The sequence below is a fragment of the Alkaliphilus peptidifermentans DSM 18978 genome, assembly GCF_900101495.1.
GTDB lineage: Bacteria > Bacillota > Clostridia > Peptostreptococcales > Natronincolaceae > Alkaliphilus_C > Alkaliphilus_C peptidifermentans.
In genome coordinates this window covers 234,422-251,488 of sequence record NZ_FMUS01000002.1, presented here as the reverse complement: position 1 = coordinate 251,488, position 17,067 = coordinate 234,422, and the positions used below count along the sequence as shown (strand labels likewise).

Below are 17,067 nucleotides of genomic sequence, written 5' to 3'. Positions count from 1 at the left end.
TGGCGTAGCGAACTATTTACATTGAGTGTGGGTATGGTAGGCTTGATAAGAGGCCAATCTTTATTAATTTATAAGATGCCTCAAAAGATTGGAACCATAGCCACAGAGGCTCAATGTCACTAGCAAACGGTTAGTTGGAAATATATGTTTAAGTTGACCCTATAACTAATTACTAGTTAATTGACGGTACCAAATGGTAAAAAATAACTTTAAAAGAATTATATGGACTTTATTAAAAATGATAAATTAGAAAAATTTCAATTAAGTTTGTAATTTTAAGTAAACAGGAGCAATGTACATTTATATGTGTCCAGTTAGGCTATACCACTCCAGAGGTACTAAACTAAATGACTGAAAAATTATCAAACCCAATGATTAGTTTAAAACAATATATATCAGAAAAGGATTTTAAAGAAATAAATCAACTAAGGGAGCTTTGCTTCTTGCATGATAAAACCAACCTAAAGCTAGAATTAGACTATAAGTTAAACATTAGTAGAAACACAGAAGTAGGTTTAAATACCATCGATGAGTTTTTATATTATAATGATGAAGCTTTGGTGGCCTACCTTGGCATTTCAAGCTTTGGAGGTAGTAATGTTGGTGAAATCAATGGCATGGTTCACCCCGACTTTCGAAGAAAGGGATTATTTAAAAAGCTCTTTGAGCTTGCAATAGATGAGTGTAGGAAGAGAAGATTTAATAAGCTGCTACTATTAACAGATGGCAATTCTAATTCAGGCATAGAATTCATTAAGGCTGTAAAAGGTGAATACGATTTTTCTGAGTACAGAATGCGATTGATTAATAAAAATAATGAAATAATTAAGAGTTCTATTAGCTTAAGAGAAGCTGGAAAACATGATAGGAAAGAAATCGCTAGACAAAATTCGATATACTTTAATCATTCGGGAGAATTTGTATGCTTTCCAGAGGAAGAAGAACAAATAAATGAAACTACATACATGGTTGAACTAGAGGAAGCGGTTATTGGGAAAATTAAGGTGGAATACAGTGATAATTCAGCTTTCATAAGTGGGTTTGGAATACTACCTGATTATAGAGGAAAAGGATACGGAAAAGAAGCATTAAAAGTAGCGTTGTGGTTAATAAATGGAAGAAAAATTTATGAAACAGAATTGGATGTAGAATGTAAAAATAAGAATGCACTTGATTTATATAAAGATTGTGGTTTTAAAGAACAGTCTGTAATGAATTATTACAATTACCAGATTTAAATGTTGAAGAACCTTACTGTTTTTTGTTTCAACATATTATATGTCAGTAGTTTTTACTATTTCTTTTCTCTTAATGATGGTGATATATTATGCTGGTGATAGAATGAGGTAGAGATCTATGTAAGGCTATAAGTAGTTGTAGCTGACAGCTATAGATAATAAATATAATAGTTGGAGGCAAAAGTAGAGGAGGATTATATGGCGCTTTTATTAATTTTTTTTGGTAGTATTGGTTTAATTTTTTTTATTCTGTGGTTAGTAGAATTAATAAGAGAAACACATAAAACATCAGTAAAAATAGAAGAGAGAGTAGCAAATATTGAATTATTGCTAGAAAAGCTTAATAACAATAAATAGCGACTCTGTCTTTATTGTCTTGGAATTTGTTTGTAAATTAGAGTTAAGTTATATAGAATCTACAGCTTTTAGGGTATTTGCTGAGGATAAGGATAGATTTAATGATCATCATTACTGTGAATAATTTCTTGTAGCTTCTTTAAGTGATCATGATCTGTAGATAGAATTTTTTGAACCATCTGCATACTAGAGTTATCTAAATCTCCTTGAATAATTTTTTCCACCATAGCAATACCCTGATCTTCTCCATCATAGAGTTTTTTTATAATACTTCTATCATTTCTAAAAATACCTTCAGCCTTTAGTTTAGTCTGGGACATTATACCCACCATGCCTGTAGCTTCCTTTGGTAAACCTCCTAAGCCTATAATACGATTTGAGATCTCCATTGCATGCTGCTTATGATCATTTAAAATGGTATTAATGTCTTCTCTGAGTTGCTGGTCTTTTAAGGACGGTAAAACACTTTCATAGCTTTCTATAGCCATATGTTCACCCTTTAATAATTCATTCAATGTTTTTATATTTGGTTCATCCATTTAAATGCCCTCCTTAAATATTTCTTCATTCACAGTATAGTATTCCCTAGAAGCTGACAGGCATTCTAATAATTGGACATAGTAATTTTCTATTTGTGAGAAATATGCTATAATATGCCAGTACACTAATGAAGTTAGCCAAAATAAGACAATTAATATGTAAGAGAATAAATATATAAAACAATAAGGATAGCTAAATTTTCCAGCTATCCTTATTGTTTTATGAATCAGTGTACATTACTCAATTGATATTAAAGCCAAAGAATGATATGCTTTTTATAGAAAACATTTAGTTTTCAAATAATTTAAGATATATAAACAGGGAGGTATTATCAGATGAATCTATTAATTGCAATCATAAATGATCCAGATAGAGTGATTGACATCCTTGATGAATTCTATGAGGTTGACATTAAGGGAGCAACAGTAATGGAAAGTAAGGGAATGGCACATATTATGGCTGATCATGTTCCCTTCTTTTCTCGCTTTGCTGAGTTCGGGAAGGATCCTGCACAAAACAAGACAATTTTTGTGGTAATTGATTCGGATGAAAGCCGGAAAAAAGCAATTGATGCAATAGAAAGAATTGTTGGAGACTTGAATAAACCTGACACTGGAATTGTGATGACTCTGCCCATCGATTTTTGTAAAGGTCTGGTTAAAACAGAAGGGGATGAGTCATTACGATGAATATTTCTTTAGCTGTTGGTATAATTTTTTTGGCTGGTGCTGCTGGTGGAAAACTGGCTCGTTACGTGAAGCTCCCTTCGGTAACGGGCAATTTATTGGCGGGAATTCTTGTTGGACCATCTGTTTTAGGTCTGGTTAGCTTGGGAGTAATGAAAGAACTTACCCCAATTAATGAACTAGCTTTAGGAGTTATTGCCCTTTCTATTGGAGCTGAACTCCATTGGGGAACAATGAGGAAGTTAGCCAAGGATGCAGCTAAGGTTTTTTTGGTTGAGGCTCTTCTTACCTTAATTGTTGTATTTGGTTCATTATATTTATTTGGTTTACCCTTTCGATATGCCCTCATTTTTGGAGTGATTAGTATTGCCACAGCTCCGGGGGCTATAATTGCATGTATAAGGGAAACCCCCACAAAAGGAGACTTCGCCAAGGTGCTCTTATCAGTAGTAGCTTTAGATAATTTATTTGCTATTACTCTCTTTGGTATTATCATCAGTTTTATGGAGGTCGGTTTGGCTGCAGCTGAAGCCGCCAACACACCAGCAATAGTAATGGCATCAAGAGATATAGGAATTTCCCTACTGTTGGGAATATCCACCGGTGTATTTTTGGTAATTACATCCCATAAGGCTAAAAGTGATACACGAATATTGGTCTCTGCCCTCGGAGCGGTGCTAATAACAGTGGGATTGTCAAATCAATGGGGAACACCTGCCTTACTGGCAGCAATTACAGCGGGGGCTGTCTATATTAATTTTTCTAGAAGTCCGCAGCGGATTAGCCGCTCCCTTATGAATGTTGAGGACCCAATTTTACTTGTTTTTCTCACCTTGGCAGGGGCAAAACTTGACTTGTCAGTTCTTCCGTCTGTAGGGCTAATCGGTTTGGTATATATCGGTGCGCGTTTTTTTGCTAAACTGGTGGGAAGCCGTGTAGGAACAACATTAACACATTTTCCAATAAGCTGGAAACGTAACTTGGGTAGAGCTTTAACTCCCCAGGCTGGCGTAGCCATAGGTTTAGCAATTATCGCTGAACAGAAAACCATCTTTGCACCAGATACAATTATGCCGGTTGTTTTAACGGCAGTAGTTGTTTTTGAATTGATTGGACCAATACTCGTACGTAAAGCATTGTGCGATGTAGACAGTGTCTAATGAAAAGCATAGGGTTATGAATTAGGTCAAGCACAATCTATAACAAATAATAATAAGAAAAAACTACTATTATTTAACGATGGTATCTACTGGTAAATGTTTTCATGAATTATGAAAAGAACAAGATTAGAGTATAGCCATATTCATATGGAAGGTAGTAAATGGAGGAAGACACGATGTCTACAAACAGAAAGAAATATATTGCTGTACTTTCCATAACCATAATATTATCCCTGCTCATTTGGTTCTCATATAGCTTTAATCAGAAACACACATTTTCATCTGAAAAATGGTTGTCAGAGCATGGTAAGCGAGTTAATATCGTAGATGATCTATTAGAAAACAGTAATCTTATTGGGATGAGTAAAACTGAAATTATTGAATTATTAGGAGAAGAAAACGGACCATTCTACAGAGACGATGACAATATATTCGCCTACTACTTAGGTTATGAACGGGTTTATAAATTCATGAGCAACTTCTCCAAATGGCTTATAATTACCTTCAGTAACGATAAGGTAATAAGCTATGAGATAATTAAATATTAACGTTGATTAAATTTGGTAACGGAACGAAGCTCATGGTTGATGCGTCTGATTAAGAAAAGGGGAATTTAAAGTGAGTAAAATAATAGGTATAATTTTATTAATGTGTGTTGTTATTTCCTTTGGTGGATGCCAATCACAAACGGAAAACAACTTCTAAAATTAGGAAATGGGTATAGAGACTTATTAGTGGCTATAGGAGCATTACTCTTTGCAAAATTGAGTATATAAATTATTACTGGTACAGATTAAGTTACGGGAAGTCTGGGTTTAATATTAAAATATTGTTAGATACAGGGCTACAGAAATCAAGTATCAATAAACTAATAAATAAGTAAAGCTAATACGTATGTATTAGACGACGTATGTGAGAATAGGAGGGATTAGTTTGAATTGGTTAGGGGTATCCTTAATTGTTATCGGTATATCTTACTTTATTTATTCTATTATGTTTAGAAATAAAAAAACTTACTATTTTAAGAAAATAGAAATAGTAGAAGGGAAAGAAGAAAAATATTTTATGATGCAATTATATTCTTCAGTGTTAAATTCATTAATACTACTACTGACGGGAATTTACTCAGTTATATACAACCCTCAACCTCCTATTGCTTTATTGGTGCCTGCGATTTTTCATTTAGTAAACCATCTAGCCAAGGAAAGAGGTAAAATAAATGGGTACATACAATAGAGTTTCAGATCTAATAATCTTTTATTGGCGTATTAGATGGAAAATGCGAAATCATTTACTTACTCATTATTTATCTAGTTTTTTAATCTTGAAAATTTTTGCAAATAAGGAGGATGCTATGAAAAAATTATTATTAGGGCTTGCTTTATTAACAATGTTAACAGGCTGTCAGCAAAGCAACAATACCAATATCGAAAGTCCGTCAATCAATGAGATAACAACATATAAAGAAATTATAAAAGATGGTAAGGTAGAAATTGATGGAATTTCTTATGATATCCAATCCGTCCAAAAGATTTCAAATACGTACGATAATAATGGAAATGTTGTTGAGATAGTCTCTAAGATTGATGAGTCTGAAATGCGTGTTGAGTTTCTATATAAAAACAATCAGATAATTGAAGAAAAAAGATACTCAAATGACAAATTAACATTTACTACTTACTACCATTATGAAGATGATTTGTTACTAAGACATAACATTGTCTCTAAAAGTGGTTTAGAAAACCGTACAGAGTATTCCTATGGAGATAAGACTAGGACGCAAACACATTACAATTCAGATGGAAGCATAGCTTATATCGGAACGGAATATCTAGATGAGGATGGTAAAATGTTAAAAGGCGTTATTACTATAGCAGACGGAGAGGTTACAGATACGACTACAATGTATTATGAAAATGATTTATTAGTCAAGAGTATTCGTAAGAGAGATGACGGTGCCATTATTACTTTTAATAAAGAGTATAATAATCTTGGTGACAAAATTATGGATTACAATATCTTTTCTATTGGAAAGGAAAATCGTTTAATAGCTAATTTCTATGACATTGAGTATAATGAGCAATTATTACCCGAAACCGTCACTATTTATCATGTGCAGTCTCAAATAAAGTCTGAAGATATAAGGGAATATGAATAAACTGTTGCATTTTATCTTTTAATCACGACATAAGATAAGCTACATTATATCTTGCTTTTGGATAGTAATATAACCATTACTATCCTTATTTGTATATTGATTTGAAGTAAAGCCAAAATAATAACAGCTTGTCCCCAAGATAAGTAGTAGAGATAATAAAGCTAAAATGGTAACTTTTACAACGTATAATAAATGGGGATTTGAGTATGCCGAGAGGATTAGTGTAGAGGTGTATGCTGGGTGGTAACAAATGAATATGTAATTCAATTAAAGTACCAGGGGTTAGGGGTGCTTTTTAATTTTGTCTACATCATTTTCTACTTAGCAATTTCTGATTATTGAGGCGCATTAAGATTTATATGGATTAGGGAATTATGTATTTACTATATAAAATATAAAACAAAACCTTTACATACCCTAGGGGGGTATGGTATGCTTGTGTTACTAGGGAGGGATATTTATGAGTAAAAAGCATATAGTACAATCATTAGAAGAGCAAGCAACTATTATTAATCAATTAAATCAAGCTAAAGAACAAATTGAAGGTATTAAAGGTATGATTAAAAATGAGGAAAACTATTATAAAATTATTAAGCAAATTGAAGCAGCACGGATAGTTTTAAACAATACTGAGAGATTGTTTTTAGAAAGTCGTATGATATCATTTTGCTAAATGTTCATATAATTATTATGTTAGTTGGATATTATTATAATACTGACTTAATGAAACGTACTTTTATAGTCACAGGTACCATTAAATAATTTTGATAATCTGAAATTCTCTATAGACTAGTAATAATAAAAAGGTAGGTGAAAAGACTGGAACAGATAGCCACTATATTTTATATTGGATAACTGATCAGGTATTATATATGAAAAAAAAGATTTTAATCGAAGGTATGACATGCGAATATTGTGCATCACAAGTTATTAAATCTTTACTAGAAGTGCTTGGGGTGAATTCAGTAGATGTAAACATGGCAGAAAAAAGCGCTTTAGTTGAACTAAACCATGAGGTAAGTGATCAAAAATTAATTATTGCTGTTGCTGAAGCAAAATGTAAGGTTGTAGAAATTAAAAACATAATTTAACTAGTTATGGATAGAATATAAATTCCTAGAAAGGTGTTACAGCCACCTCTGATAAACAAATGTTATTGAGTACCTTTAACCAACCTCCTGCATAAAATGATATGTATAGTTTAAATGTAGGAGGTTTTTATATGAGCAAAAAAGGACATATCTATAGGCTATTTCCTGGAGGTAACACATCCATTGGATTTTATTCCTACTACAATTATGTAATAGACTTAAAAAAGGCTAAAAGAGTCTACTTAATAAAAGGTGGACCTGGGGTAGGGAAATCTCAACTAATGAAAAATGTTGGTAAGGTGCTGGTTGATAAGGGCTATGATGCAGAGTTCCACCACTGCTCAGCTGACCCAGACAGTATTGATGCCGTAGTTTTTCCGCAGCTTCAAATTGCATTAATTGACGGTACAGCACCCCATGTAATTGATCCTAAATACCCTGGAGCAGTGGATGAGATAATAAACCTAGGTGAATTTTGGGACGAAAATGCTTTAAAACAAAACAGAGAAGAAATAATTAAATCAATAGATGAAAATGGTAAGATATATAAAAGAGTTTACAGCTATTTAGGAGCTGCGAAATTAGTAAAGGACGATGTTGAGAGAATCTATAAAGAAGTACTTTTGTCCTCAAGGCTGAATAATGAGTTTAAAAGATTTAAAGAAGAGTATTTCACTGATATAAAGGGTACTAAGAAGGATTCTATACAAAGGCATTTATTCGGAAGTGCTTATACCCATAAGGGGCATATTAATTATGGAAATACCTACTTAAGCTATGGAAATAAAACCTTTTTTATTAAGGGAAGCAGCTTGCTAATAAAATCGGATTTATTGAATGAATTAAGTTATCATTATATTGAGAAGGGCTATGATATAACCTTTTATCATCACCCATTGATTCCTGACAAAATCGAATCTATAGTTATACCTGAATTAGATACAGCAATAACAACATTAATTGATGTCTCAGACAATAAAATTATTAATACAGATGATTATTTTAATAGAGAGCTTCTGTTAAGCTATAAAGACCAAACAGATGAAAGTAATAGCATATTTAATATGTTAATGGAAATTGTATATGAGAATCTCAAAAGAACAAAAATCAACCATGATTTTATTGAGTCCTTTTATGTACCTAATATTTATTTTGATAAAGTTGACATGTTAAGAGAAAAATTGTTGGAAAAAATACTAGGAAGTTAACAACAATAAAATGCTAAAGTTAATTATTAGATAACAACATAATAATTGATAGAGAGCAAAGTAAAAACAGCTATAACATAAATAGCTGTTTTTTTATATTATCTACTACCTAATTAATGGAAATTAGCAACAAATTTTTTTCCGCAATAAAAAGGAATTCAAAGAAAAATATGGAATAATAAACTAGGACTATGAAACTATTTTATGTTAAAAAAGTTAATTCAGGGGGGAAGAGAATGAAAGATGTTGGGATAATCTTGGGAAATGATGAGTTAAAGCATCTGATTGGCAATTTGCTTGATGGATTTTTATTTTGCAAAATTGTGTTAGATGACAAGGAGAACCCAATAGATTTTATTTTTCTCCACGTGAATGCAGCCTTTGTAGAAAGACTTGGGTTAACAAATGAAGAAATTATTGGTAAACCAGTTTCTTTAATAATACCTGATTTTTTATCTAAAGAAAAGGAATTATTTAACTTATTTGTTGATGTAGCATTATTTGAAAATAAAAAAAGAATACAGAGATATTCACATGTTTTTAAAAGTTGGTTTACAATCTCAGCCTATAGCTCTAGAAAAGGTTATTTTACAGCTCTATATCATAGTATAACGGAAGAAGATATGGTAGGTATTAATAAAGATATATATTACAATCAATTTGTGCAATTAGCAGAGAACATACCAGATGGTATATTGCGGTTAGATCGGGATTTAAACTGTACCTATATGAATGCTGCTATTGTTAGAGAAGTGGGTATGACAGTAGAAAACTTTAAGGAAGTGAAAAATCCATCTATACATATAAGTGAAACACTTGAACAGTGGGAAGAATCATTGTCCCAAGCTTTTTCATCAAAGAAGGAAGTTTCTTTTGAGACCTTTAATAAATTAAATAATACTTCAAACTATTATCATAATGTCGTTGTGCCAGAATTAAATGATTATGACGAGGTTTCATCTTTATTATGTATTAGCCGTAATATAACAGACCTTAAGGATATTGCAGAGGAAAGATTTAAATTTTTTCAACTATCTATAGACTTGCTTTGTATTTGGAAAATAAAAGGATGTTTTTTAGAGGTGAATCCAGCCTGGAAGGAAACCTTAGGCTATACGAAACAGGAGCTTCTATTAAAAAAATGGATAGACCTTGTTCACCCAGAGGACCGTAAAGAATCTCTTGAACATCTTACAAGACTATATAGAGGAAAAACAATCAAAAAATTTACTAATCGTTATCTATGTAAAGACGGCTCATATAAATATATTTCGTGGGATTCACTTCCCATGAAAAATGGTTTAGTGTATTCTGTTGCTAGAGATGTGACGGAAGAAAAGGAAATAGGAAAAGAATTAATAAGAAGTAAAGAATGTTATAAAAGGTTAGTTGAGTCAATACCACAAGGAATAATTGTCCATCAATATGATACAATCAAATATGCTAACTCGTCTGTGGGAAGAATGTTAGGGTTATCAGATGCAAATGACCTTAAGGGCAAATCCATAATGGATTTTACGTACCCAGATGATCAAAATTGGGTTATGGAAAAAATAATAAGTATTCATGAAGGGATAGATTCAATTAATAAAATTATGTTTAGAGTTATGGATGTAAAGGATAAAACCATAGAGGTTGAGCTTACTGCCATTTCCTTACCTAATGAAGATGAATTGTCGGTGGTTTCCATGATTCGCGATTTAAGAGAAGAACAGCAGGCTAAGGATTTAATTGATAGGTTAGAGGAAAAGAGAGTATCATTACAGAAGGCCCTTGAATATGACAAGTTGAAAACTGATTTCTTCTCCAATATATCTCACGAGTTCAAAACACCTTTAAACGTTATATTGGGTACATTACAGCTACTGAACCTCTATTTTAAAGATAGAAGCAATAGTACCTTTGACATGAAGGTTAAACAAAAAATCAGTGTAATGCAGCAAAACTGTTATCGTTTATTAAGGCTAGTCAATAATTTAGTAGATATAACCAAAATTGATGGTGGTTATTATGAGATTAATTTGGAGAACCATAACATAGTAGAAATAATTGAAGTTATTGCACTATCTGTTAAAGACTACATAGAGGAAAAGGGAATTAGCTTCTATTTTAATTCAGAGATATCCGGAAAAGTTACAGCATGTGATCCAGATCAAATAGAGAGAATAATGTTAAATCTTCTATCAAATGCTATAAAATTTACTAAACCAGGAGGAAGCATTACAGTCACTATTAAGGAGAAGGAAGAAAATATAATAATATCTGTAAAGGATACAGGCATTGGGATACCAGAGGACAAACTAGAGCTTGTGTTTGAACGCTTTATGCAGGCGGACAAAATATTGTCAAAAAATAGTGGGAGTGGGATAGGGCTAGCCCTTGTTAAACTGCTGGTGGAATTACATAAAGGAAAAATATTTGTAGAAAGCAAATTAAAAGAAGGTAGTGAATTTACAATTGAATTACCTATTTATACCCTTGAATATGAAATAAATGATAAGGATAGTGTAATTGATACACAAAAAGAGCCTGTAGAAAAGATTAATATTGAGTTTTCTGACATTTATTTTCACAAGAATTTATAAATTTTACACTTATTCCAGAAATGTCCATTGAAAAGTGGACTTTTTGATTTAAATCACATATTTAATACAATATATCATTTAAGATAATAATATAATATAAATAAATAAGGAGGTTTATTGCATGGAAGGGATTCAATTAATAAAAAACATGCCCTTTTCAGAGGCCGTACAGATGGCAGGGTTAGTAGAGTATCAAGATGGACAGGTTATTAGTAGAACCATAACACAACGAGATGACTTAAGCATTACGCTATTTGCTTTTGATAAGGGTGAAGCCATCAGCTCCCACTCATCTCCAGGAGATGCATTAGCATATGTGATGGATGGAACAGCAGAAATAACAATTGGAGAAAAGAAGATTAGCGCTAAAAAGGGAGAAACAGTAGTAATGCCTGCAAATATTCCCCATGGTCTTGAAGCTACTGAAGCCTTTAAAATGTTATTAATAGTTGTTAAGCCACAATTCTAGAAATTATAAAAAGCAGGCAATCCTTCGCCTGCTTTTTATAATTTTAATGGGATACACCAACACTCCTTATACTAACTGTTGGGTGTGCTGTAATAATTGCTTCAGCAAAATCCTCATTCCAAGTCTCTGCATTAAAAATATCTGGGTGATTAGCCTTAACATATCTACCGTATCCAATGTTATCGCATTCTAGCTCCTGTAGAATACTTAAGGTTTCCTGCATAACATCTTTATAATACTCAGTTACTATTGATTCTAGTTTTTTTATTATAGCTTCATCGAAAACAGTCTCCTTGCCAGTGTATTCAGCCAGAGAACTGTTAATTTTAATTTCTTGATCAATATAAAGCCTAGAACCTTCAACTCTTGTTTTAATTTTTGAGGTTCCACCCTTTAATACTATCGATATATGTTCTTCCTTATCTTCATTTTCATATGAGGCATGAATGAATCCTTCATTGATCTCTCCCTTTAAAAGCATAAAGGCTGTGCTATTTTCGCCTTTCAATAGGTGCACCATACGATCCCCTTTAAATAGAGCTATACATTCTACCTTTAGCTCAAAATCTTTTTCACCTAGGCATACATAGGGTATAGAAGGCTCAATACCATCGTTGAATAACTCATTATTAAAATTCCTTAATGTAGTAAAGGGAACAGTAGTAGTACGATGTCCCTGCTCAATAGAATCATAAATAAATGTGCTTACAAGTAATGCAACCGGGGGCTTTAGCTTAAGCAGTTCTTCTGCTCGGGTGTTAACCACTGCAAATCTCGTTGTACCATTGAAAATTGGTTCCCTCAGCATTGCATCAACGTGGGGGTAAATTCCAAGGCGTGCAACATCCTCACTGAAAACAATTATTCTAACATTACCATAGGAAATTTCACGGTATACAACATTTTGTAATTGAGTTTTCCCACTACCGAAGGAGGGAGCAATTACTGAAAACTCATGCTTGCTTTCTGGAGCATCCTCTATTATAGTTGGAAAACCAATGGTTATCACGTATTCTTCCGGATTATTTTCATTGATATCAAAGCCTATACCATAAACTAGTAATAATTCCTCCAAATCTCTAGAATCCCAGCAGGAGGTAAAAAGTATAAGCATTAAAAAAATAATAGTAAGCTTTAGTATTTTTTTCATAGCTTCCCCACCTTTTTTCTAATTAAAAAGCTTATAAATAATATTATTGGTAAGCCAAATCCTACAAAGATAACAGCTTTACCAACCATGTCGCCAATACTTACAACCTCAACAGTATTTTTAGGGTACATAGATAAAAAAAGTACTATTGGTGCCAATAAAAAAGTAAAAAAGCGAGTGTTTTTAGTAGTAAAAACATTTTGAAGCAAAATACATCCCGCTAAATACATTAAAGAAACAGTGGAAAAAACAGTAAATATCCAGAATATAGTAAAGAAAATTTCCATACGTTCAATTAATATAAAATCAACAGCACTTAAATAATTAATTGATGGGTATAATACTCTCTCTAACCCCTGTACTCCAAATAAAGCAATTTGAGATATTACAGTAATAGTATATATAAAAGTAACAAGTAAAATGGAAAGAACAGAATACTTTATAATGGGCTTTTGTTTATTGGATATATATGGATAATAAACAAGTATTGATTCAAAACCACCAAAGGCGTAAAAGGAAGGAATAGCACCAAGCATTATGGATTTTATTCCACTACCGCCAATTGGTCGTAAATTAATAAATTCCATTTCAGGAAGCCCCACAAAAACCAACATAGTAAAGGGAATTAGCATAAATACAATTACTTCATTAAATCGTGCCAGAGTTGTCAAACCATGCATAGTCATATAGACAGTAGTAATAACTATAATGAGGCTTACTACAAATATAGGTGTTTTTGGAAGAAACCATGTAGATATCATTTCTGTTAAAAAACGTGTGGCAGTTGCGCTGAAAATAACGAGATATATAATATGTATTGAAGTAATAATATAGGCTATGGGCTTACTTAGCAAAATTGATGTGTACTGAAGAAAATTTTGTCCGGGAAAATTTCTTATGGTAAAGACTATAATAGCCATAATTATACTTACAAATATACCGTTTATTAATACAGATATCCATGCATCCTGCTGAGATATCTCGGCAACTGCTCTTGAAAGACCAAGAATTCCAGTACCAATCATAATACTAACTATCATAATATAGGCTTGTGTAGAAGTTATTTCTCCATTATAGTTTCTTTGATACAAATATAGCACCTACCTCTATATATTTTTCCGATATTTATAGGTGTCTTCATATAAACCAACGTGCAGCATTTCTATAGCTTACCCACCTTTTTTCTAATTAAAAAGCTTATAAATAATAAAATCGGTAAGGCAAATCCTAAAAAAATAACGATTTTACCATCTATATCACCAATATCCACAACTTGAGCAGTATTTTTAGGATACAAAGATGAAAAAAATACTATTGGTGCCAACAAAAAAGAAAAAAAACGAGTGTTCTTTGTGGTAAAAACATTTTGAAGTAGAATACATCCAGAAAAATACATTAACCCAATAGTAGAAAAAACAGTAAATATCCAGAATATAGTAAAGAAAATTTCCATACGTTCAATTAATGGAAAATCTACAGCACCTAAATAATTAATTGATGGGTATAAAACTCTCTCTAACCCCTGTACTCCAAATAAAGCAATTTGAGATAACACAGTAATAGTATATATAAAAGTAACAAGAAAAATGGAAAGAACAGAATATTTCAAAAAGGGCTTTTGTTTGTTGGATATATATGGATAATAAATTTGTATGGATTCAAAACCACTAAAGGCATAAAAAGTAGGAGGCACACCCAGCATTATGGATTTTATTCCACTGCCGCCAATAGGTCGTAAATTAATAAATTCCATTTCAGGAAGCCCCACTAAAACCAACAGAGTAAAGGGAATTAGCATTATTATAATTACTTCATTAAATCGTGCCAGAGTTGTCAAACCATGCATAGTCATATAGACAGTAGTAATAACTATAATAAGGCTTACTACAAATATAGGTGTTTTTGGAAGAAACCATGTAGATATCATTTCTACTAAAAAGCGTATGCTAATTCCGCTGAATATAGCAATATATATAATATATATTACTGTAATAATATAGGCTATTGGCTTACTTAACAAAATTGATGTGTACTGAAAAAAATTATGCCCGGGAAAATTTCTTATGGTAAAGACTATAATACTCATAATGATACTTACAAATATACCGTTTACTAATACCGATATCCATGCATCCTGTTGAGATATCTCGGCAACTTCTCTGGCAAGACCAAGAATGCCACTACCAATCATAATACTAATTATCATAATATAGGCTTGTATAGAAGTAATTTCCCCATTATAGTTTTTTTGATACAAATATAGCACCTACCATCTATAGGAATTTTTGTTAGATGTTTTTGGACGTCGTCTTATTTTCCATAGGGGTCTTCTTATAAGCACATCATTAAGTAAATCATCGTTTAATGGTGCCAGTGGAGACAAATATGGATAACCTAAGGAATCTAAAGAGCATAAATGAATAATAATCCATATCCAGGTAACGATAATTCCAAAGGCTCCAAAGGTAGCAGCCATAAAAATCATTGGAAAGCGTATTGACCTTAGTGGATAGGTGGTGCTATAGTGGGGCATTACATAGCTGCCTATTGCAGTTATGGCTACGACAATAACCATCGCTGGGCTGGCAAGATTAGCCCTAACAGCTGCATCTCCAATAACTATTGCTCCAACAATACCTATGGTCTGGCCGATTGTTCTGGGAAGTCTGGCACTAGCCTCCCTAAGGAATTCTATTGTTAGTTCCATCAAAATTGCTTCAACAACAGGTGGAAAGGGGACCTGTGTCCTTGTTTTAGCCAAATCCAGCATTAAGTCTGCTGGTATCATTTCCTGATGGAAGGAGATTAATGCCACATATATTGATGGAAAAGAGGTGGCAATAAAAAAACCAATATACCGTAACCATCTAGTCAAATTACCAAACATATATCTTTCATTATAGTCCTCTGGTGACTGAAATAGCTGAAAAAAGCTTATTGGTAAAATTAATGCCTGCGGGGCTCCATCTGTCAAGATAGCAATCCTTCCCTCCAACAGATTACCACAGACCTTGTCGGGGCGCTCTGTAACCTGTAATTGAGGGAAGGGTGAGTAAGTGTTATTCTCAAGGAACTGCTCTAGATACCCACTTTCAAAAATACCGTCAATTTTTATTTCTTGAAGCTTTTGAATAACTTCATCTAAAGCATCTTTATTAACAATATCCTCCATATAAAGAACTCCAACTGAAGTATTAGTCCTGCTTCCAATAGTCAGCTCTTTAATTTTTAGCTTAGGGTCCTTCAATTTTCTTCGGATTAAGCCAGTGTTGGTACGAAAACTTTCCGTAAATCCCTCCCGTGGGCCTCTAATTAGACTTTCAGCAGCTGGTTCTTCAAGACTTCGGGCCTCCCAGCCTTTTGTATTCAACATTAACGCCTCATTAAAACCCTGAAGCATTAAAACAGTATCACCAGAAAAGATTCCATCTATAATTTCTTTATAGTTTTTAATTTTTTCAAATTCATTAATATTAATATAATCAGTTATACTCTCTAATGTAATTTTTTCATCACAAAAAGGAGCAACGTTGAATTTATAAATACTATTCAAGGGTTTAATTATATTTTCATTAATATTTAAAGAATCAACTAATCCATCGGTAAAGAGCAGAAGGCATTTCAGTTGTGTATCAGCTCTAGACAAAGTTATTTCCCTATAAACAACATCAGTACAGCCTTCTAGAATAATTTTCAGATGATCGATGTTATATTGAAGGCTTGCATCTATGTATAAGTTTTCTAAATTTAGTTTACTTAGTATTTCTTTGCTGTCTGTAGAAGGTTCCTTTTGCTTCATAACAACCACCTCTTTTAAATAGACCTACTAATAGTATTGATAATAGTTAAGGTTTTATGTAAAAAAATAAAGCCCTAGATAGGACTTTACCTTTATTTAAAAACTTTATTCAATTAATTCAATAGAAAATTCTACTCTTGATGTGGATCTTCTGAATGGGCCATCCTTGAACAGGCTGCGGCAACAATTCCAGCAATTAAGTCATCTAGAAAGGTATTTACCTGACCCTCCTGTTTTTTATCTATAGAGCCTATGATACCAGGCTTTACTTTATCCAAATAGCCAAAGTTTGTGAATCCTATAGAGCCATAAATATTTGTAATACTCAAGGCTAAAATTTCATCGATACCATAGAGTGAATCATCATTTTTTAGCATATTTAATAATGGCTCTTCTATAAGCTCTGCTTCTGCCAGCTTATCCAATTGAATACCCGTTAAGATTGCATTTTGAACTTCCCTCTTGTCCAGGACCTTTTCAATATTATATAGGCAAGCAGCCATGGTGACGGGTAGATATTTTTTCTGCAACTCAAAAACCAGCTCTGCCATATCCTCTAGGGTAACGCCCCTATCCTTTAACATATTTACAACTATACTCTTCATTTTAATTCCCTCCTTTAAATA

Annotated in this window: 18 protein-coding genes; 12 read left to right on the top strand and 6 right to left on the bottom strand. The window is 32.6% G+C overall.

Annotated features, from left to right (window positions below):
• Window positions 1–347: 347 nt before the first annotated feature.
• Both BLP68_RS02850 and BLP68_RS21605 read left to right on the top strand, forming a co-directional pair.
• Window positions 348–1,238 (top strand): GNAT family N-acetyltransferase, encoded by an 891-nt coding sequence (locus BLP68_RS02850; RefSeq protein ID WP_091539789.1) that lies wholly within the window; start codon window positions 348–350, stop codon window positions 1,236–1,238.
• A 198-nt stretch (window positions 1,239–1,436) separates the two neighbouring features.
• Entirely contained in the window at window positions 1,437–1,595 is a 159-nt protein-coding gene (locus BLP68_RS21605) for a hypothetical protein (protein WP_176758841.1), read from the top strand.
• A 98-nt stretch (window positions 1,596–1,693) separates the two neighbouring features.
• Here BLP68_RS21605 and BLP68_RS02845 read toward each other — a convergent pair whose 3' ends face one another.
• Window positions 1,694–2,134, bottom strand: a complete 441-nt coding sequence (locus BLP68_RS02845; protein WP_091539786.1) for a DUF2383 domain-containing protein — start codon at window positions 2,132–2,134, stop codon at window positions 1,694–1,696.
• Window positions 2,135–2,470: 336 nt separating this feature from the next.
• Here BLP68_RS02845 and BLP68_RS02840 point away from each other — a divergent pair, with 336 nt between their 5' ends.
• From BLP68_RS02840 to BLP68_RS02795, 10 genes are all read left to right on the top strand, one after another.
• On the top strand, window positions 2,471–2,824 hold the full coding sequence (locus BLP68_RS02840) for a hypothetical protein (protein WP_091539783.1): 354 nt from the start codon (window positions 2,471–2,473) through the stop codon (window positions 2,822–2,824).
• On the top strand, window positions 2,821–3,981 hold the full coding sequence (locus BLP68_RS02835; RefSeq protein ID WP_091539780.1) for a cation:proton antiporter: 1,161 nt from the start codon (window positions 2,821–2,823) through the stop codon (window positions 3,979–3,981). The genes BLP68_RS02840 and BLP68_RS02835 overlap by 4 nt, the downstream gene beginning before the upstream one ends.
• 176 nt (window positions 3,982–4,157) lie before the next feature.
• The gene (locus BLP68_RS02830; protein ID WP_091539778.1) at window positions 4,158–4,529 is read left to right on the top strand and encodes a hypothetical protein; all 372 of its coding nucleotides are present in this window, start codon (window positions 4,158–4,160) and stop codon (window positions 4,527–4,529) included.
• Between the two features lie 385 nt (window positions 4,530–4,914).
• A complete protein-coding gene (locus BLP68_RS02825) occupies window positions 4,915–5,217 on the top strand; it encodes a hypothetical protein (RefSeq protein ID WP_091539775.1) in 303 nt (100 codons plus the stop codon).
• Window positions 5,218–5,335: 118 nt separating this feature from the next.
• The gene (locus tag BLP68_RS02820) at window positions 5,336–6,139 is read left to right on the top strand and encodes a hypothetical protein (protein WP_143003044.1); all 804 of its coding nucleotides are present in this window, start codon (window positions 5,336–5,338) and stop codon (window positions 6,137–6,139) included.
• Between the two features lie 460 nt (window positions 6,140–6,599).
• Complete coding sequence (locus tag BLP68_RS02815) at window positions 6,600–6,812, top strand: metal-sensing transcriptional repressor (protein ID WP_091539771.1); 213 nt, start codon at window positions 6,600–6,602, stop codon at window positions 6,810–6,812.
• Between the two features lie 199 nt (window positions 6,813–7,011).
• Window positions 7,012–7,230 carry a cation transporter gene (locus tag BLP68_RS02810; protein ID WP_091539768.1) on the top strand — a complete coding sequence of 73 codons (219 nt, stop codon included), beginning with the start codon at window positions 7,012–7,014 and terminating at the stop codon, window positions 7,228–7,230.
• Window positions 7,231–7,361: 131 nt separating this feature from the next.
• Window positions 7,362–8,438 (top strand): ATPase, encoded by a 1,077-nt coding sequence (locus tag BLP68_RS02805; RefSeq protein ID WP_091539766.1) that lies wholly within the window; start codon window positions 7,362–7,364, stop codon window positions 8,436–8,438.
• Window positions 8,439–8,674: 236 nt separating this feature from the next.
• On the top strand, window positions 8,675–11,023 hold the full coding sequence (locus BLP68_RS02800; RefSeq protein ID WP_176758840.1) for a PAS domain-containing sensor histidine kinase: 2,349 nt from the start codon (window positions 8,675–8,677) through the stop codon (window positions 11,021–11,023).
• Window positions 11,024–11,144: 121 nt separating this feature from the next.
• Complete coding sequence (locus BLP68_RS02795) at window positions 11,145–11,492, top strand: cupin domain-containing protein (RefSeq protein ID WP_091539762.1); 348 nt, start codon at window positions 11,145–11,147, stop codon at window positions 11,490–11,492.
• Between the two features lie 43 nt (window positions 11,493–11,535).
• Here the strand turns inward: BLP68_RS02795 and BLP68_RS02790 are convergent, their stop codons facing one another.
• From BLP68_RS02790 to BLP68_RS02770, 5 genes are all read right to left on the bottom strand, one after another.
• Window positions 11,536–12,642: a Ger(x)C family spore germination protein gene (locus tag BLP68_RS02790; protein WP_091539759.1), complete on the bottom strand. Its 1,107-nt coding sequence runs from the start codon at window positions 12,640–12,642 to the stop codon at window positions 11,536–11,538.
• Window positions 12,639–13,733, bottom strand: coding sequence for a GerAB/ArcD/ProY family transporter (locus BLP68_RS02785; RefSeq protein WP_091539756.1), 1,095 nt, complete (start codon window positions 13,731–13,733; stop codon window positions 12,639–12,641). The genes BLP68_RS02790 and BLP68_RS02785 overlap by 4 nt, the downstream gene beginning before the upstream one ends.
• A 71-nt stretch (window positions 13,734–13,804) precedes the next feature.
• The gene (locus BLP68_RS02780) at window positions 13,805–14,899 is read right to left on the bottom strand and encodes a GerAB/ArcD/ProY family transporter (RefSeq protein WP_091539754.1); all 1,095 of its coding nucleotides are present in this window, start codon (window positions 14,897–14,899) and stop codon (window positions 13,805–13,807) included.
• Between the two features lie 9 nt (window positions 14,900–14,908).
• Window positions 14,909–16,441, bottom strand: coding sequence for a spore germination protein (locus tag BLP68_RS02775; RefSeq protein WP_091539751.1), 1,533 nt, complete (start codon window positions 16,439–16,441; stop codon window positions 14,909–14,911).
• Between the two features lie 131 nt (window positions 16,442–16,572).
• The gene (locus tag BLP68_RS02770; protein WP_091539748.1) at window positions 16,573–17,046 is read right to left on the bottom strand and encodes a phosphatidylglycerophosphatase A family protein; all 474 of its coding nucleotides are present in this window, start codon (window positions 17,044–17,046) and stop codon (window positions 16,573–16,575) included.
• Between the last annotated feature and the right edge of the window lie 21 nt (window positions 17,047–17,067).